The organism is Gammaproteobacteria bacterium, assembly GCA_034522055.1.
Taxonomy (GTDB): Bacteria; Pseudomonadota; Gammaproteobacteria; order JAABTG01; family JAABTG01; genus JAABTG01.
This window is the reverse complement of record JAXHLS010000002.1, coordinates 676790-703546: the sequence shown is the minus strand read 5'-3', so window position 1 is coordinate 703546 and position 26757 is coordinate 676790. Positions and strand designations below refer to the sequence as shown.

26 protein-coding genes, 1 tRNA gene and 1 pseudogene are annotated in these 26757 nt (G+C 65.6%); 15 read left to right on the top strand and 13 right to left on the bottom strand.

From position 1 onward, the window contains the following. Nucleotides 1-3: 3 nt before the first annotated feature. The 5 genes from recG to U5S82_03375 all read right to left on the bottom strand — a co-directional run bounded on the left by recG (nt 4) and on the right by U5S82_03375 (nt 6276). Complete coding sequence (recG, locus tag U5S82_03395) at nt 4-2094, bottom strand: ATP-dependent DNA helicase RecG (protein ID MDZ7750705.1); 2091 nt, start codon at nt 2092-2094, stop codon at nt 4-6. A gap of 35 nt (nt 2095-2129) precedes the next feature. Beyond that, on the bottom strand, nt 2130-4286 hold the full coding sequence (spoT, locus tag U5S82_03390) for a bifunctional GTP diphosphokinase/guanosine-3',5'-bis pyrophosphate 3'-pyrophosphohydrolase (GenBank protein MDZ7750704.1): 2157 nt from the start codon (nt 4284-4286) through the stop codon (nt 2130-2132). 76 nt (nt 4287-4362) lie between these two features. Continuing rightward, entirely contained in the window at nt 4363-4632 is a 270-nt protein-coding gene (gene rpoZ / locus U5S82_03385) for a DNA-directed RNA polymerase subunit omega (protein MDZ7750703.1), read from the bottom strand. A gap of 151 nt (nt 4633-4783) precedes the next feature. Next, nucleotides 4784-5416, bottom strand: a complete 633-nt coding sequence (gene gmk, locus U5S82_03380; protein MDZ7750702.1) for a guanylate kinase — start codon at nt 5414-5416, stop codon at nt 4784-4786. After that, a complete protein-coding gene (locus U5S82_03375) occupies nt 5413-6276 on the bottom strand; it encodes a YicC/YloC family endoribonuclease (protein MDZ7750701.1) in 864 nt (287 codons plus the stop codon). The genes gmk and U5S82_03375 overlap by 4 nt, the downstream gene beginning before the upstream one ends. 169 nt (nt 6277-6445) lie before the next feature. On the opposite strand from U5S82_03375, the gene rph reads away from it, so the two are divergent. Genes rph through hemW form a run of 3 tightly spaced genes read left to right on the top strand, consistent with a single transcriptional unit; the run spans nt 6446 to nt 8991 of the window. Then, nucleotides 6446-7168 (top strand): ribonuclease PH, encoded by a 723-nt coding sequence (gene rph / locus U5S82_03370; GenBank protein ID MDZ7750700.1) that lies wholly within the window; start codon nt 6446-6448, stop codon nt 7166-7168. Further along, nucleotides 7165-7767 carry an RdgB/HAM1 family non-canonical purine NTP pyrophosphatase gene (rdgB, locus tag U5S82_03365; GenBank protein ID MDZ7750699.1) on the top strand — a complete coding sequence of 201 codons (603 nt, stop codon included), beginning with the start codon at nt 7165-7167 and terminating at the stop codon, nt 7765-7767. The genes rph and rdgB overlap by 4 nt, the downstream gene beginning before the upstream one ends. Nucleotides 7768-7797: 30 nt before the next feature. Next, on the top strand, nt 7798-8991 hold the full coding sequence (gene hemW, locus U5S82_03360; GenBank protein MDZ7750698.1) for a radical SAM family heme chaperone HemW: 1194 nt from the start codon (nt 7798-7800) through the stop codon (nt 8989-8991). A 27-nt stretch (nt 8992-9018) separates the two neighbouring features. Here hemW and U5S82_03355 read toward each other — a convergent pair whose 3' ends face one another. From U5S82_03355 to U5S82_03330, 6 genes are all read right to left on the bottom strand, one after another. Next, a complete protein-coding gene (locus U5S82_03355; protein MDZ7750697.1) occupies nt 9019-9720 on the bottom strand; it encodes a DUF4126 domain-containing protein in 702 nt (233 codons plus the stop codon). Between the two features lie 245 nt (nt 9721-9965). Next, nucleotides 9966-10124, bottom strand: coding sequence for a hypothetical protein (locus U5S82_03350; protein MDZ7750696.1), 159 nt, complete (start codon nt 10122-10124; stop codon nt 9966-9968). A 263-nt stretch (nt 10125-10387) separates the two neighbouring features. Continuing rightward, nucleotides 10388-10461, bottom strand: a tRNA-Gln gene (locus U5S82_03345). Between the two features lie 43 nt (nt 10462-10504). After that, the gene (gene rpsI, locus U5S82_03340) at nt 10505-10897 is read right to left on the bottom strand and encodes a 30S ribosomal protein S9 (GenBank protein ID MDZ7750695.1); all 393 of its coding nucleotides are present in this window, start codon (nt 10895-10897) and stop codon (nt 10505-10507) included. A 5-nt stretch (nt 10898-10902) separates the two neighbouring features. Next, nucleotides 10903-11331, bottom strand: a complete 429-nt coding sequence (rplM, locus tag U5S82_03335) for a 50S ribosomal protein L13 (GenBank protein ID MDZ7750694.1) — start codon at nt 11329-11331, stop codon at nt 10903-10905. Nucleotides 11332-11749: 418 nt separating this feature from the next. Further along, nucleotides 11750-12064: a (2Fe-2S) ferredoxin domain-containing protein gene (locus U5S82_03330; GenBank protein MDZ7750693.1), complete on the bottom strand. Its 315-nt coding sequence runs from the start codon at nt 12062-12064 to the stop codon at nt 11750-11752. Nucleotides 12065-12104: 40 nt separating this feature from the next. Between U5S82_03330 and U5S82_03325 the strand changes: the two genes are divergently transcribed. The 3 genes from U5S82_03325 (at nt 12105) to U5S82_03315 (ending at nt 14640) form a co-directional block, all read left to right on the top strand. After that, complete coding sequence (locus U5S82_03325; GenBank protein MDZ7750692.1) at nt 12105-13379, top strand: (Fe-S)-binding protein; 1275 nt, start codon at nt 12105-12107, stop codon at nt 13377-13379. Nucleotides 13380-13455: 76 nt separating this feature from the next. Then, nucleotides 13456-14100, top strand: a complete 645-nt coding sequence (gene coq7 / locus U5S82_03320; GenBank protein ID MDZ7750691.1) for a 2-polyprenyl-3-methyl-6-methoxy-1,4-benzoquinone monooxygenase — start codon at nt 13456-13458, stop codon at nt 14098-14100. Between the two features lie 33 nt (nt 14101-14133). Next, nucleotides 14134-14640 carry a pyridoxamine 5'-phosphate oxidase family protein gene (locus U5S82_03315; protein MDZ7750690.1) on the top strand — a complete coding sequence of 169 codons (507 nt, stop codon included), beginning with the start codon at nt 14134-14136 and terminating at the stop codon, nt 14638-14640. 53 nt (nt 14641-14693) lie between these two features. Here U5S82_03315 and U5S82_03310 read toward each other — a convergent pair. Together U5S82_03310 and U5S82_03305 are read right to left on the bottom strand one after the other, a co-directional pair. Further along, a pseudogene (locus tag U5S82_03310) lies at nt 14694-15855 on the bottom strand (IS4 family transposase). Between the two features lie 359 nt (nt 15856-16214). After that, complete coding sequence (locus U5S82_03305) at nt 16215-16742, bottom strand: cereblon family protein (protein ID MDZ7750689.1); 528 nt, start codon at nt 16740-16742, stop codon at nt 16215-16217. Between the two features lie 188 nt (nt 16743-16930). Between U5S82_03305 and guaB the strand changes: the two genes are divergently transcribed. The 9 genes from guaB to U5S82_03260 all read left to right on the top strand — a co-directional run bounded on the left by guaB (nt 16931) and on the right by U5S82_03260 (nt 26641). Then, nucleotides 16931-18391: an IMP dehydrogenase gene (gene guaB / locus U5S82_03300; GenBank protein ID MDZ7750688.1), complete on the top strand. Its 1461-nt coding sequence runs from the start codon at nt 16931-16933 to the stop codon at nt 18389-18391. Between the two features lie 65 nt (nt 18392-18456). After that, nucleotides 18457-20028, top strand: coding sequence for a glutamine-hydrolyzing GMP synthase (gene guaA, locus U5S82_03295; GenBank protein MDZ7750687.1), 1572 nt, complete (start codon nt 18457-18459; stop codon nt 20026-20028). A 306-nt stretch (nt 20029-20334) separates the two neighbouring features. Beyond that, nucleotides 20335-20985: a hypothetical protein gene (locus tag U5S82_03290; protein MDZ7750686.1), complete on the top strand. Its 651-nt coding sequence runs from the start codon at nt 20335-20337 to the stop codon at nt 20983-20985. Then, nucleotides 20982-21842: a nucleotidyl transferase AbiEii/AbiGii toxin family protein gene (locus U5S82_03285; protein MDZ7750685.1), complete on the top strand. Its 861-nt coding sequence runs from the start codon at nt 20982-20984 to the stop codon at nt 21840-21842. Before U5S82_03290 ends, U5S82_03285 begins: the two co-directional genes overlap by 4 nt. A 16-nt stretch (nt 21843-21858) precedes the next feature. After that, on the top strand, nt 21859-21984 hold the full coding sequence (locus U5S82_03280; GenBank protein MDZ7750684.1) for a hypothetical protein: 126 nt from the start codon (nt 21859-21861) through the stop codon (nt 21982-21984). A gap of 297 nt (nt 21985-22281) precedes the next feature. After that, complete coding sequence (locus U5S82_03275) at nt 22282-23421, top strand: PAS domain-containing protein (protein ID MDZ7750683.1); 1140 nt, start codon at nt 22282-22284, stop codon at nt 23419-23421. Nucleotides 23422-24183: 762 nt separating this feature from the next. Continuing rightward, nucleotides 24184-25698 (top strand): IS21 family transposase, encoded by a 1515-nt coding sequence (istA, locus tag U5S82_03270; protein ID MDZ7750682.1) that lies wholly within the window; start codon nt 24184-24186, stop codon nt 25696-25698. Next, a complete protein-coding gene (istB, locus tag U5S82_03265; protein MDZ7750681.1) occupies nt 25695-26468 on the top strand; it encodes an IS21-like element helper ATPase IstB in 774 nt (257 codons plus the stop codon). The genes istA and istB overlap by 4 nt, the downstream gene beginning before the upstream one ends. Then, the gene (locus U5S82_03260; protein MDZ7750680.1) at nt 26465-26641 is read left to right on the top strand and encodes a hypothetical protein; all 177 of its coding nucleotides are present in this window, start codon (nt 26465-26467) and stop codon (nt 26639-26641) included. Before istB ends, U5S82_03260 begins: the two co-directional genes overlap by 4 nt. Nucleotides 26642-26757: the final 116 nt, after the last annotated feature.

Here is a 26757-nt window from a genome sequence, read left to right as displayed (position 1 = left end):
TTCTCAGACGTCGGCATAGTGTACCCCATCGCCTATCCAGCGCCGTATCAGGGGCCCCACCCGTTCGGGGTGGTGGCTCAGCAGGCGGGTGCCTGCCTGCTCCACCCGTGGCAGCAGGGCGGCGTCGCGCACCAGGTCCGCCACGCGCAGCTTGGCAAGCCCGGTCTGGCGGGTGCCGAGCACCTCGCCCGGGCCCCTCAACTCCAGGTCGCGCTGGGCGATGCGGAAGCCGTCGTTGGTCTCCCGCATCACCGCGAGACGCTCCCGGACGCCGTCCGACAGGGGCGCCTTGTAGAGCAGCACGCAACTGCTGGCCGTGCTGCCACGGCCCACGCGGCCCCGCAGCTGATGGAGCTGGGCCAGCCCCAGGCGCTCGGCGTTCTCGATGATCATGAGGCTGGCCTGCGGCACGTCGACGCCCACCTCGATGACGGTGGTGGCCACCAGTAGCTGGCTGTGGCCGGCCTTGAAGTCGGCCATGGCGGCCTGTTTCTCCGCCGCGCCCATGCGCCCGTGCACCAGGCCCACCCGCACCCCAGGCAGCACCGCGGCCAGGCGTTCCGCGGTGTCGGTGGCGGCCTCGGCCTCCAGCACCTCCGATTCCTCTACCAGGGTGCACACCCAATAGGCCTGGCGGCCGCCGGCACAGGCGGCGCGGATGCGTTCGATGACATCGTCCCGGCGGCCGTCGGGCACCGCCACCGTCTCCACCGGTCGGCGTCCGGCGGGGAGTTCGTCCAGCACGGACACGTCCAGATCCGCGTAGGCGGTCATGGCCAGGGTGCGGGGGATGGGGGTGGCGGTCATGATGAGCTGGTGGGGCCGCAGGCCGCCGTTCTCGCCCTTGCGCCGCAGGGCCAGGCGCTGGTGGACGCCGAAGCGGTGCTGTTCGTCCACCACGATGGCGCCCAGGCGCTCGAAGCGTACCTCCTCCTGGAACAGGGCATGGGTGCCCACCACCAGCCGGCTGCGGCCGGTGGCGAGATCCGAAAGGGCGGCCTTGCGGGCACGGGCCCCCACCTTGCCCGACAGCCAGGTGGCGGGGATGCCGAGGGGGGCGAGCCAATCCTCCAGGGTCCGCCAGTGCTGCTCGGCGAGCAACTCCGTAGGCGCCATGAGGGCGGCCTGACAGTCGTTCTCCACCGCTCGCAGGAGGGTGAGCACCGCCACCACCGTCTTGCCGGAGCCCACGTCCCCCTGGAGCAGGCGATGCATGGGGTGGGCACGACCGAGATCGCGGGCGATCTCTCCCCACACCCGTCGCTGGGCGCCCGTGAGGTCGAAGGGCAGGGCCTCCAGCAGGGGGCCGCAATGGTGGTCGGTGGCGGCGAGGACGGGGGCGTCCTGGTCCTCCACCTGCTTGCGCAGGCTGCGCAGGATGAGCTGGTGGGCCATCAATTCCTCGAAGGCGAGGCGTTGCTGGGCCGGATGGCGGCGTTCCACCAGGTCCTGTAGGCCGATGTCCGGGGGCGGCCGGTGGAGGGTCTGCAGGGCCTCGGTGAGGGGCGGCAGGCCCATGGCGTCCAGTACCTGGGGCGGCAGCAGCTCGGGAGGCGGGCGCTCGGCCATGAGGTCCAGGGCGAGGCCGGAGATGCGCCGCAGGGTATGCTGGCTCACCCCCTGAGTGGCGGGATAGACGGGGGTCAGGCAGGGCTCCGCCCGGGGCTCTTCGTCGTCCCGCAGGATGCGGTATTCCGGATGGACCATCTCCAGATCGGTGGGACCGGCGCGTACCTCGCCGTAGCAGCGCACCCGCGCGCCCTTCACGAGATGGCTCTGCTGGGCGCCCGAGAAGTGGAACAGCCGCATCCACAGGCCGCCGCTGCCATCCCGCAGATAGGCCATCAGGGAGCGGCGGCGGCCGAAACGCACCTGGGCCAGCTCGATGGTGCCCGCCACCATCGCCTCGGAGCCGGGGCGCAGGGCGCCGATAGGCAGGAGGCGGGTACGGTCCTCATAACGGTAGGGCAGATGGAAGAGCACGTCCTGCACCGTATGCACGTCGAGCTGGGCGAGCTTCTCAGCCTGGCGTTCGCCGATGCCACGCAACGCGGTGACGGGCAGCTCGAACAGGGGCGGTGGGTTACTGGCCAAGCCGGAGGTGCCTGGGACTGTGGAGGCGGGTGGCGTCAGCTGCGGCTGCGGGAGATGCGGTTGACCAGGCTGAGGGAGCGCACGCGGCGCATGACGCGGGCCAGGTGGGCGCGGTCGGCCACGTCGATGACGAAGGTGATGGTGGAGTAGAGGCCGTCCCGGTCCTCGATGTTGACGTTTTCGATGTTCGAACCCTCCTTGGAGATGGCCGAGGCCACGGTTGCCAGGGCGCCCTTCTGGTTGGCCAGCTCGACCCGGATCTCCGCCGGGAATTCACCGTCCACCCGGTTGCCCCAGGCCACGTCCACCAGCTTTTCGGGATGGTGAGTGTGATCAGAGGTGTTGCGGCACCACTGGGCATGGATGACGATGCCGCGGCCGGCGCTCACGAAGCCGTGGATGGGATCGCCGGGTATGGGCCGGCAGCACTTGGCGAAGTTCACCACCATGCCCTCGGTACCCTTGATGGTGAGGGGACGGGCGTGGTCTTCCAGGGCACCGGGATCGGCCGCTTCGTCACGGCCGGCGGGCACTAGACGGCGGGCCACCAGGGGGGCGATGCGGTTGCCGAGCCCGATGTCCGCCAGCAGTTCGTCCATGCTGGAGAACTTGAATTCCTCGAGGAGCCGATCGATGTTCTCCTGCGGGATCTCCTCCAGCAGCGCCGACTCGCCGGCCAGGGCGTTGCGCAGCAGGCGCTGGCCGAACTCGACCGCCTCGTCCCGTTGCAGGTTCTTGAGGAAACTGCGAATGGCCGAACGGGCCTTGCCGGTAACCACGAAGTTGAGCCAGCTGGGGTTGGGCCGCCCCCAGGGGGCGCATACCGCCTCCACCGTCTGGCCGCTCACCAGGGGGGTGCTCAGGGGAGCGTAGCGGCGGCTGATCTTGGCGGCCACGCAGGTATTGCCCAGGTCCGAATGCACCGCATAGGCGAAGTCGATGGGGGTGGCGCCCCGCGGCAGTACCATGATCTTGCCCTTGGGGGTGAAGACATAGACCTCATCCGGGAACAGGTCCACCTTGACGTTTTCGATGAACTCCACCGAATTGCCGGCGTTCTTCTGCAGCTCGAGGATCTCCTGCATCCAATCCCGGGCCCGGGTCTGGGCCGCGTTGGAGCCGCCGTGGGCGGTCTTGTAGAGCCAATGGGCCGCCACACCGGACTCGGCCACGTGCTGCATCTCGGCGGTGCGGATCTGGACCTCCAGGGGCACGCCGTAGGGCCCGAACAGGGTGGTGTGCAGGGACTGGTAGCCATTGGCCTTGGGGATGGCGATGTAGTCCTTGAAGCGCCCCGGTACCGGCTTGTACAGGTTATGGATGACGCCCAGCACCCGGTAGCAGGTATCCACCTTGTCGACGATGACGCGGAAGGCGTAGACGTCGAGGACGTCATGGAAAGACATGCGCTTGTCGTGCATCTTGCGGTAGAGGCTGTAGAGGTGCTTCTCCCGACCCAGGACCTCGCCCGTCAGGTCCTCCTGGCGCAACCGCTCTTTGAGGGCCACCTCGATGCGGGTGACAATCTCCTTGCGGTGGCCACGGGCCTTCTTGACCTCGTTGTCCAGTACCCGGTAGCGCATGGGATGGAGGGCGGCGAAGCCCAGTTCCTCCAGTTCCAGACGCAGGGCATTGAGCCCCAGGCGATGGGCTATGGGGGCATAAATGTCCAGAGTCTCCCGGGCGATGGCCCGGCGCTTCGGCGGCCCGAGGGCCGACAGGGTGCGCATGTTGTGCAGGCGGTCGGCCAGTTTGACCAGGATGACGCGGATGTCCCGGGTCATGGCCAGCAGCATCTTGCGGAAATTCTCCGCCTGGGCCTCCACACGGCTCTCGAACTCGACCTGGGTCAGTTTGCTGACGCCATCCACCAGCTCCGCGATCTCGGGCGAGAAGCTGGTGGCGATCTCCTGCTTGTCGATGTCCGTATCTTCGATGACGTCGTGGAGAATGGCGGCGGTGACCGTCTCGTAGTCGAGACGCAACTCCGCCAGGATGCGCGCCACCTCGATGGGGTGGTAGATATAGGGTTCGCCTGAGGCGCGGCGCTGGCCCTCGTGGGCCTGGGCACCTACCAGGTAGGCGCGGTAGACCTCCTTGACCTGCTTGGGCTCCAGGTAGGTCTCCAGCAGCGAGCACAGGTCGCTGATGAGGAAATGGGGCCGGGCCTCGAGGGCGGAAACGGCAGCCATCGGGCGTTAGCTCGCGGGGCGTAGGGCGGCTGCCGGCGCGCCGGGCACCGGCCGGCGCGCCATCCCGCCCGGGGGATTACTGTTGACGGGTCTCTTCGACAAGCTCTTCCTCGTTGACCAGGGACCCGCCCAGATGGTCCCGCGCGGCCACGTCATCGAGTATGGAGCGACCCACCTTGCCTTCGGCGATCTCGCGCAGGGCCATGACGGTGGGTTTGTCGTTCTCCGGATCCACGAAGGGCTCTGCCCCCATGGCCAGCTGGCGCGCGCGCTTGGTGGCCACCAGCACGAGCTGGAAGCGGTTATCGAGATTGTCGAGACAGTCTTCAACGGTGACTCGGGCCATAAGGGTTCCTTTACGGGTTGAATTCTAGGATGTTCCGGACCATTTCACACGGGCATGCTCGCAGCCGGGGAGCCGGCTGTGCGGGCACTGATCTCCATGGACCGTCAGGGGCCGGAAGCGGGATGCCGGTTCCAACCTGGTGGGACCGATTCTACTCATTCGCCGCGGGCAAAGCCAAAAGGTCTTGCAGCAGCGGGCGCTGCCGGACCCGTTGGGACGAGGTCCCCAGCCGTGCGGCGCGGATGATGGCCTTGATATCCTCGAGGGCCACGTCGAAATCGTCGTTGACCACGATGTAGTCGAATTCATCGTAGTGGCGGATCTCTTCGCGGGCCGCCGCCATGCGCCGGGCGATGACCTCTTCGTCGTCCTGGCCGCGCCCGGCCAGGCGTTCGGCCAGGGCCGCCACCGACGGCGGCAGCACGAATATACCGGACACCGCGGGCATGCGCTCCCGCACCTGGCGCGCGCCCTGCCAGTCGATCTCGAGGACCACGTCGAGGCCCTCCGCCAGCCGCTCCTCGACCCAGTCCCGGGGGGTGCCGTAGAAGTTGCCGAACACCTCGGCGTGTTCCAGGAAGGCGTCCTGGGCGCGGCGTTGCTGGAAGTCCTCCCGGTCCACGAAGAAATAATCCCGCCCGTCCTGTTCCCCCGGGCGCGCCGGGCGGGTGGTGGCGGAGATGGAGAGGATGACGCCGGGCATGGCCTCCAGCAGGGCGCGCACCAGACTCGTCTTGCCGGCCCCCGAGGGCGCGGAGACCACGAAGAGATTACCTTGGCTCATTCGACGTTTTGTACCTGTTCGCGCATCTGTTCGATGAGGACCTTGATCTCCACCGCCGCCTGGGTGGTGTCCGAGGCCGCGGATTTGGAGGCCAGGGTGTTGGCCTCGCGGTTGAGTTCCTGCATGAGAAAGTCCAGCCGCCGGCCGGCCTCGCCGCCCGTGGTGATGACCCGCCGCACCTCGTCCATGTGGGTATCCAGGCGGTCCAGTTCCTCGGCCACGTCGATGCGGTTGGCGAAGTAGACGATCTCCTGTTCCAGGCGCTGCTGATCCAGTTCCCCCTGGAGTTCCTCGAGACGGCTGCGCAGGCGGGTGCGGGTCTCAGCGATGACCTGGGGCATGCGTTGGCGCACCAAGGTCACGTGGGGCGACATGGCCTCCAGCCGTTCCACCAGCAGTTCCTCCGTGCGCCGGCCTTCGCGATCGCGGGTGGCCACCAGTTCGTCCAGGGCCTCGTCCAGACAGGCCAGCACGTCGGGCTCCATATCGTCCACGGCGGCTGGGGGCGTCTGGATCACGCCGGGCCAGCGCAGCACATCCATGGAGGACACCGGCGACGAGCTGAACACCTGTTCGTCCACCTGGCGGCTCAGGTGGGCCAGGTTTTTCACCAGATCGATGTTCAGGGACAGGGCCGCGACATCGCTGGCCAGCTGGAGGCGCAATTGGCATTCCACCTTGCCGCGGCGCAGCCTGTCTGCCACCCGCCTGCGCACCCGGGGCTCCAGGTGGCGCAGTTCTTCGGGCAAGCGCAGGGTGATGTCCAGGTAGCGGTGATTCACCGAGCGCAGTTCCCAGGCGGCCGTGCCCCACTGGCATTCTTTCTCCCGCCGGGCGTAGGCGGTCATACTGCGAAGCATAAGCTTATTCCGGCTCGTGGATGACGCCCGCAGGGCGCCGGAAATCCGAGGCCCCATTATGGCAGAAATCGGGTCCGATTCATCGTGGCCAAGGGCCGGTTTCAACTGCGTATAATCCCGTCCTTCAGCCCGGCCCCCAGGGCCACTCACCATCATCAGGAGCAGTCCTATGCGCCCCAGCGGCCGCACCCCCGATCAAATGCGTCAGGTCAATTTCACTCGCGGTTACACCATGCATGCCGAAGGTTCGGTGCTGGCCGAGTTCGGCGACACCCGGGTATTGTGCACCGCCAGCGTGGAGGAGAACGTGCCGCGCTTCCTGAAGGGCAAGGGCCGGGGTTGGGTGACGGCGGAGTACGGCATGCTTCCCCGCTCCACGGGCAGCCGCATGGGGCGGGAGGCCGCCATGGGACGTCAGGGCGGGCGCACTATGGAGATCCAGCGTCTCATCGGGCGTGCCCTGCGGGCGGTGGTCGACAGCCAGGCCCTCGGAGAGCGTCGGATCGTGCTGGACTGCGATGTCATCCAGGCGGATGGCGGTACTCGCACCGCCGCCATCAGTGGCGCCTACGTGGCTCTGGCGGATGCCCTGGCGGGGCTGGTATCCCGCGGGGTGCTGGGGCGCTCCCCCATTCACGGCGCGGTGGCGGCCGTGTCGGTCGGGGTTCATCAGGGCGTGCCCATCCTGGACCTGGACTACGCCGAGGACAGCGAGGCGGAGACGGATATGAACGTGGTGATGAATGACGCCGGGGCCTTCATCGAGGTGCAGGGCACCGCCGAGGGCCATGCCTTCAGGCGTGATGAGCTGGATGCCATGCTGGACCTAGCCCTCGAGGGGGGCAGGCGGATCCTGGAGGCCCAGCGCCTGGCCCTGGGGACGGCGTCATGATCCGGGTGGTGCTGGCCAGCAACAACCGGGGCAAGGTGCGGGAGTTCAGCCAGGTGCTGGCGGGCTGCCATCTCGACATCCACCCCCAGGCGGAGCTTGGTGTCACCGCGGAGGTGGAGGAGACGGGCGGCACCTTCGTGGAGAACGCCATCCTCAAGGCACGCCACGCCGCCCGCATCACCGGTCTGCCGGCCCTGGCGGATGACTCCGGCATCGAGGTGGATGCCCTGCGGGGCGCGCCCGGTATCCGCTCGGCGCGCTTCGCCGGCGATTCCGCCACCGATGCCGAGAACGTCGAGTTGCTGCTGGCGCGTCTCGCCGGCGTGCCCGACGAGGCGCGCAGCGCCCGCTTCCAGTGTCTGCTGGTGTACATGAGCCACCACGAGGACCCCACGCCGGTCATCTGCCAGGGTACCTGGGAGGGGGCTATCACCCGCGTGCCCGCAGGCGACAACGGCTTCGGTTATGATCCCGTGTTCCGGGTGCCCGGCCACGGGTGCACGGCGGCACAGCTCGATGCCGAGGTGAAGAACCGTCTCAGCCATCGCGGGCAGGCGCTGGGGTGTCTGGTGGCGAGGCTGGCCCATCTTGCCGGCTGAGGCGGGCTTCCCGGCCGCGGCAGGGGCGCGATGAGCACGGCACCGCGGCAGCGGGACGTGGCCACCATCGATGCCGGCCGGGTGCCCGTCTCCCTTTACGTCCATATCCCCTGGTGCGTGCGCAAGTGTCCTTACTGCGATTTCAACTCCCACCCGACTCGCGGTGAGTTGCCGGAAGGACCCTATGTCGCGGCACTGCTGGACGATCTGGATCACGAGCGGGATGCCATCGCCGGGCGTACCATCCACAGCGTGTTCATCGGCGGCGGCACGCCGAGCCTGTTCGCACCGGCGTCCATCGCCCGACTGCTCCGGGGCATCGCCCGGCGGGTGGATCTGGCGGATGACTGCGAAGTGACTCTGGAGGCCAATCCCGGCACCGTCGATGCGGGGCGCTTCGCGGGTTTCCGGGAGGCGGGCGTGAACCGCCTCTCCATCGGGGTCCAGAGCTTCGATGACCGTATGCTGAGAAGGCTGGGGCGTATCCACGGCGCCCATGATGCCCTGGTCGCGGCCCGTTCGGCCCTGGCCGCCGGCTTCGACGGTGTCAACCTCGACCTCATGTTCGGTCTGCCGGGTCAGAGCCACGCCGGCGCCGTCCGGGACGTGGAGATGGCCCTGGAACTCGCGCCCGGCCATGTGTCCTATTATCAGCTCACCCTCGAACCCAACACCCTGTTCCATGTGCGCCCCCCGGAGCTGCCGCAAGATGACGCCGTGACGGCCATGTGGGATCACGGTCGGAGCCTGCTGGAAGGGGCGGGCTACGCCCAATACGAGGTGTCCGCCTACGCGGTGCCGGGCCGGGCCTGCCGGCATAACCTCAATTACTGGTGCTTCGGCGATTACGCAGGGATCGGCGCCGGCGCCCACGGCAAGTATTCCCGGGCCGACGGCGCCGTGGTGAGGACCGTCAAGCACAAGCATCCCACCGCCTATCTGCAGGCCGCGGGCGATGGCCGCCTGCTGAGTCGCCGGGTGGTGGAGCGTCGTGATCTCACGGTGGAGTTCATGATGAACGCCCTGCGGATCCGCGGCGGGGTGTCCATGGAACTCTACAGCGCCCGCACCGGTCTGCCGGCGGCGGGCCTGCGGGCGGCCATCGGCCGCGGCCGGGAACTGGGGTTGCTGGCGCCCGGGGTCGATAGGATATGCCCCACGGATGTGGGCTATCGTTTCGTCGACCGGCTAGTGGAACTCTTTCTCGAAGAAGAGGCCGGTTAGGGAAAGGCGGGGATATTCAGCGTTTCCCTAGGGCCTCTGGGGTGTCCGGTCGCCGCCGTCCCCGGGCTCCGGTGGCCTCAGGGAGGGCAGATCCGTGAGGCTCCCATCGGGTTCCGGGGTCGGAGCCGGTTCCTTGCAGCCGCCGAAGAGCCGGGCGATGCGGCACCCTACGAACTTCACCCCGCGCCAGATCCTCGGCAGCAGCCAGACGGCGAGAATGAGGAACACCCCGAGGAGCACCAGGAAGACCACGGGATGATTGAGAGCGGTCCACAGGCCGGCGATGACCGCCAGGTCCTCGGCCAGGGAGGCGGTCCAGTTGCTGACAGGTTCCGGTGAGGTGTTGATCAACACCCGTCCGCCGGCCTTGGTGATGTGGGAGGTGGCGGCCAGGGAGCCGCCGATGAGAAAACCGGCCAACTCGGCGGCCGGGCCCACCTCCGCCATGGCCCCGGCGGCCAGCACGGCCCCGGCAGGAATGCGGATGAAGCTGTGAATGGCATCCCAGCCCGTATCCACCCCCGGCACCTTGTCGGTGAAGAACTCCACGCAGTACATGAAGCCGGCGGCGGTAATGACCAGAGGATCCGTCAGCACCTCCAACTCGGGCGGCAACACCACGTGGCCCGAGGACCCGAGTATCCCCAACATGAAAACCGCAGCATAGAGGTTGATGCCGCTGGCCCAGGCCGTTCCCATGGCGAGGGAGATGAGTGCCACAGCTTCCATTGAGGGGTCTCCGATGGTGTGCCGTTCGTAAGAATGATGTTAGCAGGGTCTGCAGGGCCAGTCTGCGGGGGCGAGGACCCGGCCCCGGAGCCGGAAACCCGGGCCGCGCCGGCGTGGGGAGGCCGTCCCGCAGGCGGGAGGAGCGCTATGGCGGGCCGCTATGAGGGCGGGAAGGCGTGGGAACGGGCGTCGTGACGGGGCTGGTCGGTGAGAATGCCCCGTCGGGTCATGGAGGCGATATCGAATCAGGTGGCGAAGGTCAGCAGGGCGAAGATGGCCGGGACGATGAAGGGTATGGTGAGGCCGGTGGAGATGATGATTCGGCGTTGCATCAGCGACCGCGCCATCTGTTCCCGGCGGTTCCATTCGGGGTCTTTGGCCAGACGTCCATTGGTTTCATTCATGGGCAGTTCCTCACATATCAGAAGTGCGCGGATTGTCCGGTTTAACCGGATCCGTTGCCGTGAGCGGGGTCACAGTTCATCGGAAATGGTGGCGCCGGACGCCCGGGGTGGGCGCCGGCGTGACGGCCATCACGTAATTGGTAAGGCCAATAAAAAAAGGCGGCCGGAGCCGCCTTTTTCCACGGGCATGGACCAATTCACGGGGGCCGGGTGGCCGCGTCACCACAGCCGGCCGGCGCTGCTGGGACTCGGGAGAAGGGTGTTGGCTGGGGAGCAAGGATTCGAACCTTGACTGGCGGAGTCAGAGTCCGCTGTCCTACCATTAGACGACTCCCCAAATGTTCACTACGAAGGACGGCTGGTAACGTCCTTCGCCGGCATCAGCGCTTGGAGTACTGCGGGCGCTTGCGGGCCTTGTGCAGGCCTATCTTCTTGCGCTCCACCTGACGCGCGTCCCGGGTGACGTAACCGGCCTGCCGCAACGCGCCGCGATGGCTCTCGTCATAGGCCATGAGGGCCCGGGTGATGCCGTGGCGAATGGCGCCGGCCTGGCCGCTGTTGCCGCCACCGCGGACCGTGATCCTGAAATCCAGCTTGTCGGCCATGTCCACGAGTTCCAGTGGCTGACGCACGATCATGCGTGCCGTCTCACGGCCGAAATAGGTATCCAGCGGGCGGTCGTTTACCGTGATGTTGCCGCCGCCCCGGGTCAGGATCACCCGGGCCGTGGAGGTCTTGCGCCGACCGATAGTCTGATGGGTTTCAGTTGCCATGGTGTTCAAACCTCCAGGGGCTTGGGCTGTTGTGCGCTATGGCGATGTTCGGCGCCGGCGTAGACCTTGAGCTTGCGATACATGGAGCGACCCAGGGGTCCCTTCGGCAGCATGCCTTTGACCGCAGATTCGATGATCCGTTCGGGATGGGTCTGCTGCAGTTTGTCGAAGGTGGCGGATTTGATGCCGCCCGGGTAGCCGGTATGGCGCCAGTAGTGCTTGTCCCAGCGTTTCTGGCCGGTGATCCTGATCTTGTCGGCGTTGATGACGACGATGTAATCGCCGGTGTCCACATGAGGCGTGTACTCGGCCTTATGCTTGCCGCGCAGTCGCCGGGCGATCTCCGTGGCCAGACGGCCGAGCACCTTGTCTGCGGCGTCGACGACGTACCAGTCTCTCTCGACGGTTTGGGGTTTGGCGGTGAAGGTGGCCATGGGGCACCGAACTCCTTGAATTATTACTGCAGCTTTGGGGTCTACGAAAAGCGGGGCAAGATATAATCTGTGGGCCCCCGTGTCAACTTGGAAGCACCGTGGCGGGTGCTGCCCGGCGGGTCCCGGGCCTCGAAGACGGAGGCGGAGGGCAGGCAAAAAAAAAAGCGCGGCTGGCGCCGCGCTTGAATACCACCAAAGGAGGATGGTTTGGAGGAGTATAGCGGCGGTAGTCGTCGACCACCGCCACTGATGAGAATATTATTATATGCTGGTTTCCTTGTCAAGCACCTGGGCCAGCGTCCGGATGGGACGGCAGGCCGTCTTCACGCCGTCAGGACGGTGCGGATCAGTCAGTAGGGGGGAATCAAGACGATGGCCCGAGTGCCGGATGGCCTCGAGCGAGGAGGGGGCGTGGTGGTCAGATTCTGAGTCGCTCCACCACCTCTCCGTTGACCAGATGCCGTTCGATGATCTCATCCACGTCCTCCTGGTCCACCCAGGTGTACCAGGTGCCCTCGGGATAGACCACCACCACCGGGCCCTCCGCGCAGCGGTCCAGGCAGCCGGCGGTATTGATTCTCACCCCGCCCTTGCCCGCGATACCGAGTTCCTTGGTTCGGCTTTTGGCGTAATCCCGCATATCCTTTGAATTGAAATTGTTACAGCAACCCTCACCGTCGGGTCGCTGGTTGGTGCAGAAAAAGACATGATATCGATAGTAGTCCGAGGACATGACAACCTCCGTAAGCCCCGCCGAATGCGCGCGCTCAGGCATGAATGATACCCCCTCCGATGCGGGGGCCGCACGTGTGGAGCGGCTGCTCCGGGGCGCCGATCGGTGCGTGAAATGCGGCCTGTGCCTGCCGGTCTGCCCCACCTATGGTTTGGAGCGCAACGAGGCGGATTCGCCGCGGGGTCGTATCGCCCTCATACAGGGTTTGGCGGAGGACCGCATCGGTGCCACGACGGGCACCCTGGGCCACCTCGACGGCTGTCTGTCCTGTCGGGCCTGCGAAGCAGTGTGTCCCTCGGGGGTGCCCTACGGCGAACTCATGGACGGCGCCTATGCCGAACTCGTGGCGCGGGGGGCGATCCAGCCGGCCCCATTAAATGATCTGCTGGCCCGCTGGCCGCTGCGCCTCGGTGGCGTTGCTACCCGTGGCCTCGTCCTGGCTGCCCGTGCCGCCGGGGTTCTGACGCGTCTCAAGGTGGTTCCTCTGTCGGCTTCGTCCAGCGTCGGGCGGTGGCTGCGCCTCACCGCGTCCCTCGAGGGCCGTCCCAGGGCGGCGCCGGCTTATGGCACCCATGAGGCGCACCACCAGCGGCGGGGCACGGTGGGCCTGCATCTCGGCTGCGTGTCCCGTCTCGTGGAACCGGCGGTCCTTCATGCCGCCACGCGGTTGCTGACGGCGGCGGGCTACGACGTGGTCGTGCCGAAGGGGCAGGCGTGTTGCGGTGCCATCCATCTCCACGGCGGTTTCGCGACGGTGGCGTCCGACTTGGCCCGCCACAATGCGCAGGCCTTCGCGTCCGGCACCTGCGAAGCCGTGGTGAGTTGCGCCAGCGGCTGCGGTGCCGTGCTGGGGGCTGCGGCCCGTGACGGCGCCAGCGCGGAGAACGCCGGCGCGACGATGGCCGAGGTGTGGGATGTCTCCCGTTTCCTGCTGGATCACGGCGTCGAGGGCTTGCGGTTCAGGCCTCTCGAGGCCCGAGTGCTGGTGCATGATCCGTGCACCCTGCGTAACGTCATGGGCCAGCATGAGGCAGTCTACGCCCTGCTCGCCCTGGTCCCCGGGCTCGAGGTGACGGCCCTGGACGGCAATGCCGTTTGCTGTGGCTCGGCGGGCACTCACCTGCTGCGGCACGCGGCTACGGCGGACCGCCTGGCGGCCCCCAAGGTGGCCGCTGCGCGGGACGCAGGCGCCGCCTATCTCGCCACCTCCAACGTGGGGTGTGCCCTCCATCTGCGGCTCAGTCTCGACGGGGCGCGGGATGTACCGGAGGTGTTGCACCCCGTGGAACTGCTGGCGCGCCAGCTTGATGATTAAGGCCGGGCTGGGAAACTAAAATGGCCGCGTCCACGTATTACATACACTACAGCCACTACCGGAGGACTGCGCCGTGATCCAGAACCGCAATCTGTCGAAACTCGACGACCTGCTCATCAGCGTCGATCAGGGTCTGCGCACCGTGTTCGGGCGTCCCCTCACTACCGGCCGGCCCAACCCCGCCCGCGACACGCCGGAGGGGGCGTTGGATGGCACTCAGGAAGGGGTGTCCCGTGGTCTCATGCGGGTCAATCATGCCGGTGAGGTGGCGGCCCAGGGCCTCTACCAGGGGCAGGCCGTGACCGCCCGCCTGCCCCAGGTGCGGCACAGCATGGAGCAGGCGGCGCAGGAGGAGAACGACCACTTGGCCTGGTGTGAGGACCGGGTGCGGGAACTGGGGGGCAGGCCGAGCCTGCTGGGTCCCTTCTGGTACGCCGGGTCCTTCATGATCGGCGCCCTGGCCGGCGCGGCGGGGGACAAATGGAGCCTGGGTTTCGTGGCGGAGACGGAGCGCCAGGTGGGTGACCACCTGGGGGATCATCTCTACCGGTTGCCGGAGGACGATCATCGCAGCCGGGCCATCGTCCAGCAGATGCGGGAGGACGAGGCGCGTCATGCCACGGTGGCGGTGGAGAGCGGCGGGGCGCCGCTGCCGAAGGCGGTGCGCCGGCTCATGCGCCTCACCTCCAAGGTGATGACCAGCGTCGCCTACCGTATCTGATGTCCCACCAGATCTGATGTCCCACCAGCGGATTTGAAGGCGCAAGATCTCGAGTGTTGCGCCCGGCTCCTCGGTGGCCGGCGCTGGGCGGCCCTGGCCACCATGGGAGCGGATGGCCCCCTGGCCTCCATGGTCGCCTTCGTGCCGGATCCCGACTGGCAGGGAGTGCTCATGCATCTCAGTACCCTCGCGGCGCACACACGCAATCTTGCGACGTCGGGGCGGGCCTCTCTGGTGGTCTCCGAGACGGACGACGGCAGCGGCGATCCCCAGGAGCTGGCCCGCCTGACCCTCAGCGGCCCGGTCATCGTGCTGTCTCCTGCCGATGACGGCTACGGGACGGCACGGGAGGCCTATGTGGGCCGGTTTGCGGCGGCGGAGCCGCGCTTCGCCTTCGCCGACTTTCATCTCTACCGCCTGGTGCCGGAGCGGGTCCATTTCGTGGGCGGTTTCGCCCGCGCTCACAGCCTTGCGGGGGCATCGTTCCTCGCCCGGCTGCAGGCCTGTACGGCTTATCCCCACCGCGGGCTGTCGGGCTGAAGCCCGACCTACAAATACCCCCCCACCGCCTTAGGCATCCCCTCATTTTTAACTCAAATAATACCGAAGGCATCGCGGAACACGCGTTGCTCGTGGAGGAGTTCGGTGAACTTCTCGAATAACGGGCGCAATCGCTCCTCAGGCCAATTCGGAATATGTTCGTAGAGCATCAGTCCCTGGCGAAACAGCGAGTGGGTACGCCGCTTAACGGTATTTGCCTTCAGCCAGCGATCGTAGCCCAACGCCTCTCCCGCGGCACCGAGCAGCGACAGCAAGGCGATGGCCAGTGCACTGATCAGCAACAACCGGTCGCGGCGCTCCGGGCGACCGAATCCGCAGCGAGGACATCCCCATGCCGAAGCGCAGATCCTTGATGTCGCGGAAGCTCGTCTCAATCCCCCAGCGCTTGGCGTAGTAACCGATGAGCGTCTTCGCCTTCGCCTCGCGGTCACTGGCAGCCAGGCACCACGGCTCCTTCATGTCCTTGGCCTGCACACACACGACCGTGGCCACGGGCAGGGCTTGGGAGTCGGTCAGCGTCGCATCGCGCAACGTGCGCGCCCGGCCATGGGTACCCACCCACTTCGCTGCCTTGCGCCGCTCGCCCTTGGCGTTGGTGATGTAATACTGGCTGCGCAACCGCACCACATAGCCGAAACCCAACTCCTCGCTCAGCAGCTTCAACAGCTTGCAGTCCGCAAAGCCCCGATCGGCCACGATCGTCACCGCCACCCCCGCCGGCAGCACCTCATAGAGCCGACACAGCAACGCATCCTCGTAATCCGTCTGCCGGCCCTTGAGGGTGGCAGCCTCCACCGTCTGCCACAGCAACGGTGTGGCACGACCATGACGGGTCAGCATCGACAGCACCAGCGTCTCGTGCCCGTCATTGGCAAAGCTCGTCCAGTCCAGCGCCACCACCACCTTGGTACGTGCGCCGATAACATAGGGCACCCAGCACGCAAAGAACCTAGCGAGTTTGATGCCGCGGTTGCTCAGCAGCCGGTCCACCTGCTTCACACCATGCTTGCTCAGCGTCCCCTGGGCATGCGCCAAACCCTGACCGATGGCGTGCACTGCCAGCGAAGCGCTGGTCAGCACCCCCCAGGCCGCGTTCGCCAGCGACAACACGCGCTTGGCGTGCAAGTCGCCGTCGAAAAGCGTATCAATGAACTCGATGATGTCATCCTGCCGAAGCGCCTGTGCTGCTTTCATCGCCGGTCCTCATGGTGATTGTGAGGACTCCAAGAATGATCTTCAGATCAACAAGTTGCAAGTCATTGTTGAGATTAAAAATGAGGGGATCCCTGAGCCCCACCGCCCATTCCAGCGGCACGGATGTAGGTCGGGATTCATCCCGACATTCGGCCTCGCCCCACGCATCCCACGCCGGGCTGGAGCCCCCACCGGCGGGCTGTCGGGCTGAAGCCCGACCTACAAGAACACCGCCACCGTCCGTTTCGGATCTTTCGCGTTTTTCGTGGTTTACGCTTTTTGTAGGTCGGGATTCATCCCGACACCGGCGGCGCGGGCCGGCATGGTTGGGTGTCGGGTACCGGGGCGTGTCGTCCGGGTCAGGTCTCCGGTGTATCCGCCGCCACCAGCCGGCCGACGATGAGGCCGTAGAAGCGGTCGCCGTCAGGGGCCTCGAAGCGCCAGCCCAACTGCTCACCGCAGCCGCCGCACAAGGCGATGCGCCACCCATGGCCGGCGAACCAGGTGTGCTCCAGGGTGGCCGGTCCCACGACCATCGCTCCCGGAGCGGCCGCGAAACAGGCCAGGTGAAAGCTGAAACCCGCGGGGTTCATGCGGCCATGCTCGTGGGCCCCGGCGCGCACGATACGTTCCCTGGGATGGGTCACCGGATGACGGCAAAGGGCGCACAACAAGGCGCCGTCGCCCGGGTGGTCCCGATCATCGGTCTGGCGTCGCGGCGCCGGTGGCCGCTGCCGTGTGGTGGCCGGGGCATCCAGCCACTGGACGGGCGAGCGCGGGGGGCAGGGCGGCATATGCCCGGGGCGCCGAGGGAGGACTGCACTCACCGGTATGGGGCCATCCATGGCCGCGGTGCAGATGGCCACGATGGAATTGTCGCCGTTCATCCGCCGTCCCCGCTGCCGTGATGGCCAGGCCCTCCGCCGCCGCCGCGCCGTGGGGCCCCTGATTGCATTGGGGTTTCTTCCAATCCGGGGCAAGCACCGGAATAGGCACCGGAAGCTAACCCTTTTATCCAAAGGGGGTCAAATCCTATAATCCGCCAAGTTTTTCCCATGGACCCCGCCCCGCCATCATGCGCATTTCCCAAGAAGCACTGACATTCGACGATGTTCTCCTGCTGCCCGCCCATTCCTCGGTGCTGCCCCGGGACGTGAGCCTGCGGACCCGCCTGACCCGCAACATCGAACTCAACATCCCGCTCCTGGCCGCGGCCATGGACACGGTGACCGAGGCCCGCCTGGCCATCGCCATCGCCCAGGAAGGGGGGATCGGCATCATCCATAAGAACATGGGGGCCGAGGAACAGGCGGCCCAGGTGAGGGCGGTCAAGAAATACGAGAGCGGCGTCATCAAGGACCCCATCTGTGTCCATCCCGGGATGAGCATCGGCGAGGTGCTGAACATCACCCGCACCCACAGCATCTCGGGGGTGCCGGTGGTCAAGGGCGGCGAGCTGGTGGGCATCGTCACCAGCCGCGACCTGCGCTTCGAGAGCCACTTCGAGAGACCCGTCGACACCATCATGACCCCCAAGGACCGACTGGTGACGGTACGCGAGGGGGCGGAGCGGGAGGAGGTCGTGGCGCTGCTCCACAAGTACCGTATCGAGAAGGTTCTGGTTGTCGACGACGCCTTCCACCTGAGGGGCATGATTACGGTCAAGGATATCCAGAAGGCCACCGAATTCCCCAATGCCTGCAAGGACGAGTTCGCGCGCCTGCGGGCGGGTGCGGCGGTGGGCACCGGCGAGGGCACCATGGAGCGGGTGGCGGCCCTGGTGGAGGAGGGGGTGGACGTGGTGGTGGTGGATACCGCCCACGGCCACTCCCGGGGGGTGCTGGACATGGTGTCCCGCATCAAGGGTGACTTCCCGGTACTCGATGTCATCGGCGGCAACATCGCCACCGGCGAGGCGGCGCGGGACCTCGTGGCCGCGGGGGCGGATGGCGTCAAGGTTGGCATCGGCCCGGGCTCCATCTGCACCACCCGCATCGTGGCCGGCGTGGGGGTGCCCCAGATCACTGCCGTGTCCAACGTGGCCCTCGCCCTCGAGGATACCGACATACCCCTCATCGCCGATGGCGGCATCCGCTACAGCGGCGACCTGGCCAAGGCCATCGCCGCCGGCGCCCATTCGGTGATGATCGGCGGCCTGCTCGCGGGAACGGAGGAGGCGCCCGGCGAGGTGGAACTCTACCAGGGACGCTCCTACAAGTCCTATAGGGGCATGGGGTCCCTGGGCGCCATGAGCCAGCGCGAGGGTTCCAGCGACCGCTACTTCCAGGAGAAGTCGGACGTGGAGAAGCTGGTGCCCGAGGGCATCGAGGGACGCGTGCCCTACAAGGGCACCATGTCCAACATCATCCATCAGCTCCTCGGTGGCCTGCGCGCCAGCATGGGCTATACGGGTTGCGCGGACCTCGCAGAAATGCGCTCCAAGCCCTCCTTCGTGCGGGTCACCAACGCCGGTATGCGGGAGAGCCACGTCCACGACGTGGCGATCACCAAAGAGGCGCCCAACTACCGGGTCTGAGTCGCCCCGCCGCGCCCGCCGGGCCTCGTCCCCGGCGGCCTGTCTCCCTCTCCAAGGACCCCTCCATGACAGATATCCATGCGGATCGCATCCTGATCCTGGACTTTGGTTCCCAGTACACCCAGCTCATCGCCCGCCGCGTGCGGGAGGCGGGGGTGTATTCGGAGATCCACCCCTACGGCGTCGACGGGGCCTTCCTCGCGCACTACCGGCCGAGCGGCATCATCCTCTCCGGGGGGCCCGAGTCGGTGGGCAGCGACGCCGCCATGGAGGCGCCCGCCGAGGTCTTCGAACTGGGGGTGCCGGTGCTGGGGATCTGCTACGGCATGCAGACCATGGCGGCCCAGCTGGGGGGCGGGGTGGAGCCCAGCAGCCACCGCGAGTTCGGCCACGCCCAGGTGCGGGCGCGGGGCCATTCCCGGCTGCTGCGGGACATCGAGGACCACGCCAGCCCCGAGGGCTACGGGCTGCTGGACGTGTGGATGAGCCATGGCGACCGCGTCAGCGGCCTGCCGACGGGCTTCAAGATGATCGCCAGCAGCGACAACTCGCCCATCGCCGGCATGGCGGACGAGGAGCAGGGCTTCTACGGCCTGCAGTTCCATCCGGAGGTGACCCACACCCACCAAGGCCAGCGCATCATCGAGCGCTTCGTTCACGAGATCTGCGGCTGCGCCCGGCTGTGGACCGCCGAGCACATCGTGGACGATCTGGTGGCACGGGTGCGGGAGCAGGTGGGCGCGGACAAGGTGCTGCTGGGCCTGTCCGGGGGCGTGGATTCCGCCGTCGTGGCGGCCCTGCTGCACAAGGCCATCGGCAGCCAGCTCACCTGCGTGTTCGTGGACAACGGCCTGCTGCGTCTCAACGAGGGCGACCAGGTGATGGCCACCTTCGCCCAGCACATGGGGGTGAACGTCATCCGGGTGGATGCCGAGGAGCGCTTCCTGGCGGCCCTGGCGGGGGAGGACGACCCCGAGCGCAAGCGCAAGATCATCGGCAACCTGTTCATCGAGATCTTCGAGGAGCAGGCCGTAAAGCTCACCGCGGTGGACTGGCTGGCCCAGGGCACCATCTACCCGGACGTCATCGAGTCGGCGGGCGCGGGTGGCAAGGCCCACGTCATCAAGTCCCACCATAACGTGGGCGGCCTGCCGGAACGCATGAAGATGAAGCTGGTGGAGCCCCTGCGGGAGTTGTTCAAGGACGAGGTGCGCAAGCTCGGCACCGAACTCGGCCTGCCCTTCGACATGGTCTATCGCCACCCCTTCCCCGGGCCCGGCCTGGGGGTGCGCATTCTCGGCGCCGTAAAGAAGGAATACGCCGATCTGCTGCGCCGCGCCGACCATATCTTCATCGAGGAGCTGCGGGCCCAGGGGCTCTACGACAAGGTGAGCCAGGCCTTCGCCGTGTTCCTGCCGGTGCGCTCCGTGGGGGTCATGGGCGACAGCCGCCGCTACGACTACGTGGTGGCCCTGCGCGCCGTGGAGACCCTGGACTTCATGACCGCCCGCTACGCCCACCTGCCCCACGAGTTCCTCGCCCGGGTGGCCAACCGCATCATCAACGAAGTGGATGGCATCTCCCGCGTGGCCTACGACATCTCCGGCAAGCCCCCGGCCACCATCGAGTGGGAGTAGGGCGAATTCGTAACATATTGAAAATTAACAATATAATCCGCATCATCAATGGTATTTTTCATGGTATTTTCGGCCAGGAATCAGCGCCGGTCATAAATACCATGTCGGAATTTTTTGGGTGGTCATGGTATCGATGTGACAGATACATTGGCGTGCAAGGAAATTCATGTAGAGCTGAGGATGCGCGCAGCGCGCCCGCAGGGTGAGCCCGACATCAAGCGGGTATTTCTGTATTGGGTTACTCAGAATCCATCATAAATATTTATAGAAACTTGCATAATATGGAAGTTTCTGTAAATTATCAGCATGACGCCTCTTACGGAACAGATCTTCAAAGCTGGTCTTGCGGACCGGCCTCTGTCGTCCAGCCAAGTAGACCGCCTGCTGGGTGGTAGTGATGCGCGCCGCTACGGCCAGGTCAATCGTGCCCTCAAGGCGGGTGAGTTGATCAAACCCCGCCGGGGGTTGTATGTCTTGAATCCCGTGTACCGGAAGCAAGCCCTGCACCCGTTTGTGCTGGCCCAGCAAATGCTGCCCTGCAGTTATGTCTCAGCCGAATCGGCGCTGGGTTTTCATGGCTGGATTCCCGAATCGGTGCACAGCGTGTTGAGCATGACCCATGGCGGCAAGTCGGTCACCTACGAGCACGCGCAACTGGGCAAGTTCGAGTTTCGGCGCATGACGACCCATACCGGTTATTTCCTGCAGTCGGTTACCAGGCATGAGTTGCAGCAACAAGCGGCGTTGATTGCCGAGCCGCTGCGGGCTCTGCTGGACCTGGTCTATTTGCGCAAGCTGGAATGGCAAGGATTTGGTTTTTTAACAAGTGGCATGCGCATCGATGAGCAGCAACTGCGGTCAGTCACCGGGTTGGATATTACGAGACTACAAGATGTGTACAAAGGCAGGCGGGAGCGGGCGTTCCTTACGGAACTGCGAAGGTCACTGGGCTTATGATTGATCTGATTCAAAAGCGCCTGGACAAATACAGCGTCTCCAATCAGATTGAGGAAGAGAATGCGCTCAAGGAAATCGTGCAGGAGATTGTCCTATTTGCCCTGTGGCGCACTGGTTTTTTTGAGGTTGCGGCCTTTCAGGGCGGGACAAGTTTGCGGATTTTGCATGGCCTGAACCGCTTCTCGGAAGATATCGACTTTGTCTTGCGTGAACCGAACCCGGAATTTCACTGGCAGCCCTATCTGGACGATATTGCCGAGACCTGTGAAGAATTCGGCATCGCGCTGGAGGTGCTGGATAAACAGCGCATGGATAACAACGTAAAGGCCGCCTTGATTAAGGATACTTCCATTGCGAATCAGTTGAATTTACGTTTTTACAACCAGCAGCGCGGCAAGAAACTGACGATCAAACTGGAAATTGATGCCAATCCACCGGCAGGTTCAGGTTTTGAATATACCTATTTAAGTTTTCCCGTGGATTATGAGGTTTGCCACCAGGACCTGAGCAGTAATTTTGCCTTGAAAATGCATGCCCTGTTATGCCGGCTCTATCTCAAGGGCCGGGACTGGTATGACTTAAACTGGTACATCGCCCAGGGCATTACGCCGAAAATGGAATTGTTAAAGAACGCGCTAATGCAGTATGGGCCCTGGCAGGGCCAGGATGTGAATGTGGATCGTGCCTGGCTGGTCAATGCCTTGCGGGACAAAATGACATCGATTGACTGGCGGGATGCCGCCGCGGATGTGGCGCGGTTTTTAAAGCCAATCGAACAGAAGAGCCTGCAGCTCTGGAGTGAGCGATTTTATCTGCACAAGCTTGACCAATTAAATGAGAGGCTTGGTGGAAAATGAAACTCCAACCCCTGTTATGAATATCGAACAACTCAAACAACAACTGGCTGACATCGACGCTGCCACGTTGCAGGATTTCATTCTTGATCTCTATCTGAACTATCCGGAATTGAGCGACGAGATCGAGGCCCTGTTGTTGTAAAGCGATCCCGCCGCCCTGGCCAAGGCCGGTTGGCCGGAATGGAACCGTATGCGGAGAAAAAGTGGGTGGGTTTTCGGTGATAGTAGCGCAATGCAGGCCAGATATCAGGGATATTGAATGGGTGTCAGGTGGTCATTAGCAATCCACTATTGGTGACTTGGGTGAAAAGGGCGTTTATTCTTCCTATACTTTCAAGCTGCGGACGATGCGATGTATGCACACAAGCGGGCGGGGTGTGATCGGGTGCTCCAGGAGTCTTCCGATCCGCGGAATCCATGAGTACTGCCCGTGGGAAAAATGAGCGGATTCGCGTCCGCCGGCGCCTTGGTCGACAATTACGGCATGACCCTGTTTGACCGTGTACACACTGGGCTGGCGCTGCTGGATCCGGAGGACGGCTGCATTCTTCGCGGCAATCGCTGCCTGGCGGCGTGGCTGGGTTGCGCGCCGGAGGTGCTGGCCGGGCTGGCGCCGGAGGCGTGGCTGACCGGCGATGTCGCGCGCCTGCGCGGCGCGCTCGGGCGCTCGGAGCCGACGAGCGTATCGGGCCTCCGGCTGCGCCCGCAGGATCCGCAATGCGAGCCCCGGGCTGTCGAGTTGGGGATCTCGCCGGGCGAGGGCAGCGAGGCCGAGGTGCTGGCCACCGTGCAGGCCGCGCCGGGCGCAGACGCGGGGCATGCGGTCTACGCCCAGACCTTCACCCGCAACACCGCGCCCAAGCTGCTGATTGACCCGGACGACGGTGCGATCGTGGATGCCAATCCGGCGGCTGAGGCCATGTACGGATACGCTGTGGACGAACTGCGCCGGATGCGGATCCAGGAGATCAATACGCTGTCGCCGGGAGCGGTGCAGACCGAGATGGCGCGCGCGGCCTCGGAGAGCCGGCGTTTCTTTCGCTTCCGTCATCGTGTGCGCAGTGGAGCGATCCTGGATGTGGAGGTATATTCCGGGCCGGTCGAACTGGATGGCCGGACCTACCTGTATTCGATCATCCACGATGCGACCGAGACCCGGCGCTACGAGCACGAGCTGGAGTTCTACAGCGAGCTGTTCCGCAACCTGCCGGTGGGGGTCTACCGCAACACCCCGGGACCGGACGGCCACTTCCTGCGCCTGAACCCCGCGATGCTCGAGCTGTTCGATGCAGATTCCGAAGAACAGTTGCGGGCGACCCCGGCACGCAAACTGTATATGGATCCGGATGCGCGCGAGGCGCTGAGCCGGGAGCTGGAGCAGGAAGGCCGGGTCAACGGGCGCGAGCTGTCGCTGTGCACCCTCCGGGGGCGCCCGCTCCGCGCGCGCCTCAGTGCCCACCGCATGCAGGATGCCGAGGGTCGGACGGTATTCGACGGGGTGATCGAGGATGTCAGCGCGGCGCATGCCAGCGAGCTGTTCCGCTCCCGCTTGCTGACCGCGGTGGCCGAGGGGGTGTAGCTGGCTGTAAAAACCCGCGCATATCTGGCGAAGGATTGATTGCCAGGCCAACCAGTCGCTGAGCCGGCAGGCGTGCGGCGGCAAGCAACCGGTGACAAGAGTGCCGGAATCGGGTAGATGAAGAGGGGCCGTTGAGACAGGTGCGATACCGGGTGTAATTGACTTGGCCGTCGACCCCGGTATCGCACCCCGGGCCGTGCAGAGCACGTGCCCGCACACTATTTCTCGTTTTCCCCTGACAATCAAGTCCTCATCGGCCTGGATCGCCGATGGAGAACCCTGCACGCCTGTACAACTGCGCCCGTTGTCATCGTCAGGTGATGATTTGCAGTGGCTGTGACCGCGGCAACATCTATTGCCCTGAGGGGTGTGCGCAGGCGGCACGAAGCGCGTCTCTGCGGGCCGCCGGCTGGCGCTACCAGCAGAGCCGCAATGGCCGGCACAAGCATGCCGCGCGGCAACGCCGCTACCGGGCGAGAAGGCAGAAAGTGACGCATCAGGGTTCCCCGGCCCCGTCCCCTCATGATCCACTACCCCCCGTTCCGGCGAGGCCGGCTGGCCGCCGCGGTGCGGATGGCGCGCCGATGAGGGCGCACATTCACTGCCACTTCTGCGGCCGTGAGTGCGGGCCCTTCCTGCGTACCGGCCCGCTTCATCGCGCCACCGCCGCCGCTGCGCTCGGAACAGTCACCCGACAGGGGCCACCAGGCGCCCGGGCTCAGCCCCCTTGAGCCGCCCGGCCACGAGATGAGGAGAAACACATTGGCCATCAGTAAAGAACAAGAGGCGCAGATCCTGCGCTATCACTACGTCGAGAAGTGGCGGGTGGGCACCATTGCCAGCCAGTTGGGCGTACATCACAACGTCGTCAATCGGGTGCTCTCCCAGGCCGGCATGCCGAAGGTCGAGCGGACTGCGCAGGCGTCGATGATCGATCCTTATCTGCCGTTCATCACCGACACCCTGGCCCAGTTCCCCAGGCTCACCGCCAGCCGCCTCTACGGCATGGTGCGTGAACGGGGCTACCCCGGTGGCCCCGACCACTTCCGCCACCAGCTCGCCTGTTACCGGCCACGCCCCCAGCCCGAGGCCTTTCTGCGCCTGAAGACCCTCCCTGGCGAACAGAGCCAAGTCGACTGGGGCCATTTCGGCAAGCTCACCATCGGCCGCGCAACCCATGCCCTGATGGCCTTTGTCATGGTGCTCAGCTACTCCCGGCGGATCTTTGTACGCTTCTTCCTCGGTGCCAAGATGGCCAACTTCCTGCGCGGCCACGAGGCGGCCTTCACCGCCTGGAACGGCCTGCCCAAGGTCCTGCTCTACGACAACCTCAAAAGCGCCGTGCTGGAGCGCCAGGGTGAGGCCATCCGTTTCCATCCCACCTTGCTCGAGTTCGCCGCCCACTACCGCTTCGAGCCCCGTCCGGTGGCGGTGGCCCGGGGCAACGAGAAGGGGCGGGTGGAGCGCGCCATCCGTACGGTACGCGATAACTTCTGGGCGGCGCGCCAATGGACCGATCTCGATGATCTCAACGCCCAGGCCGAGGCCTGGTGCAACGGCTGGGCCATGGACCGGCCCTGTCCGGAGGACCGTGCCCTCTCGGTGCGCCAGGCCTTTGAGCAGGAGCCCCTGCTGGCGCTGCCCCATAACCCCTATCCCACCGACGAGCGGGTCGAGGTCCACATCGGCAAGACCCCTTACGCGCGCTTCGAGCGCAACGACTACAGCGTGCCCCACACCCATGTGCGCCGCACCCTCACCGCTTCGGCCTCCCCCACCGAGGTGCGGATCCTCGACGGCGGGGACGTCATCGCCCGCCACCCGCGCAGCTACGACAAGGGCCGGCAGATCGAACAGCCGGAACACATCGAGGCGCTGGTCCAGATCAAACGCCAGGCCCGACATCATCGCGGCCAGGACCACCTGGCCCAGGCCGCACCGGCCAGCCGGCAGTTACTGGTCCAGGCCGCCGAGCGCGGCGACAACCTCGGCGCCATCACCGCAGCCCTGCTGCGCCTCCTCGATGCCTACGGCGCCCCCGAGCTGGAAGCGGCCATCCAGGAGAGCCTGGCCCAGGGGGTGGCCCACCCCAATGGCGTGCGTATCGCCCTGCAGCGTAGACGCGAGGCGAGAAACCAGCCGCCCCGGGTGGGGGTACGCATCGACCACGCGCGTGCCAGAGGGCTGGTGGTACGCACCCATGATCTGGGCGGCTACGACGCCTTGCAGTCCACCCCGCCCGAAACCGAAGACGATACCCAGGAGGAGCCCAAATGATCCCTAACGCATCCCTGAAAGAACGGGCCACGGCCCTCAAGCTCCATGGCCTGCTGAGCCATTGGGAGGAGAGCGCCGACGCTGGCTGGGTCGAGTCCCTGATCCAGTGGGAAGAGGAGGAACGCGCCCACCGCAGCCTCGAGCGGCGCATGAAAGGGGCGCGGCTGGGCCGCTTCAAACCCCTGGCCGACTTCGACTGGGGCTGGCCCAGCCGCTGCGACCGGGAACTGGTCAGTGAGCTGATGCGCCTCGACTTCCTCACCGAGGCGGTCAATATCATCCTGGTGGGACCCAACGGGGTGGGCAAATCCACCCTGGCCCGCAACATCGCCCATCAAGCGGTGCTGGCCGGCCACAGCGTCCTCTTTACCAGCGCCGGCCAGATGCTCAATGACTTGGCCGCCCAGGACGGCGACAGCGCCCTCAAGCGGCGCCTCGCCCGCTACGCCCGCCCTCAACTCCTGGTGGTCGACGAGGTGGGGTATCTCGCCTACTCCAATCGCCATGCCGATCTGCTGTTCGAGATCGTCTCCCGCCGCTACGAGGAGAAATCCACCCTGGTCACCACCAATCGGCCCTTCGCCGAATGGGGTGAAGTCTTTCCCAACGCCTCCTGCGTGGTCTCCCTCGTGGACCGGCTGGTACACCGCTCCGAGATCCTCACTATCGAAGGTGAATCCTACCGGCTCAAGGAGGCCAAGGAGCGACAGCAGCAACAGGCACAGCGGCGCCGAGCCGCCGCCAAATCCAACAAAGGGGCCCAATCATGACCCGTCCCCCGATACCGGACTACTGGACGCCAGAGCAGGCATTGGCAGTCTATGACTTTATCGACGACCTCCGCGATGCCATCTGGAGCCGATACGATCGGCAGCTGGTCGAGCTCATGCAACAAGAACGCATAACGACCTTTGAAGTCGACGACGATGACTTGACCTTCTGAGCCGACCCTTAAACCCACACCGGCGGCGTGACCTGGCTTGAGTCGAGGCGACCTATCCGCGCTGAGGCCGAGTCACGCCGCCTGAACCTGCGACTGCGACCTTCGCCATTTATGCG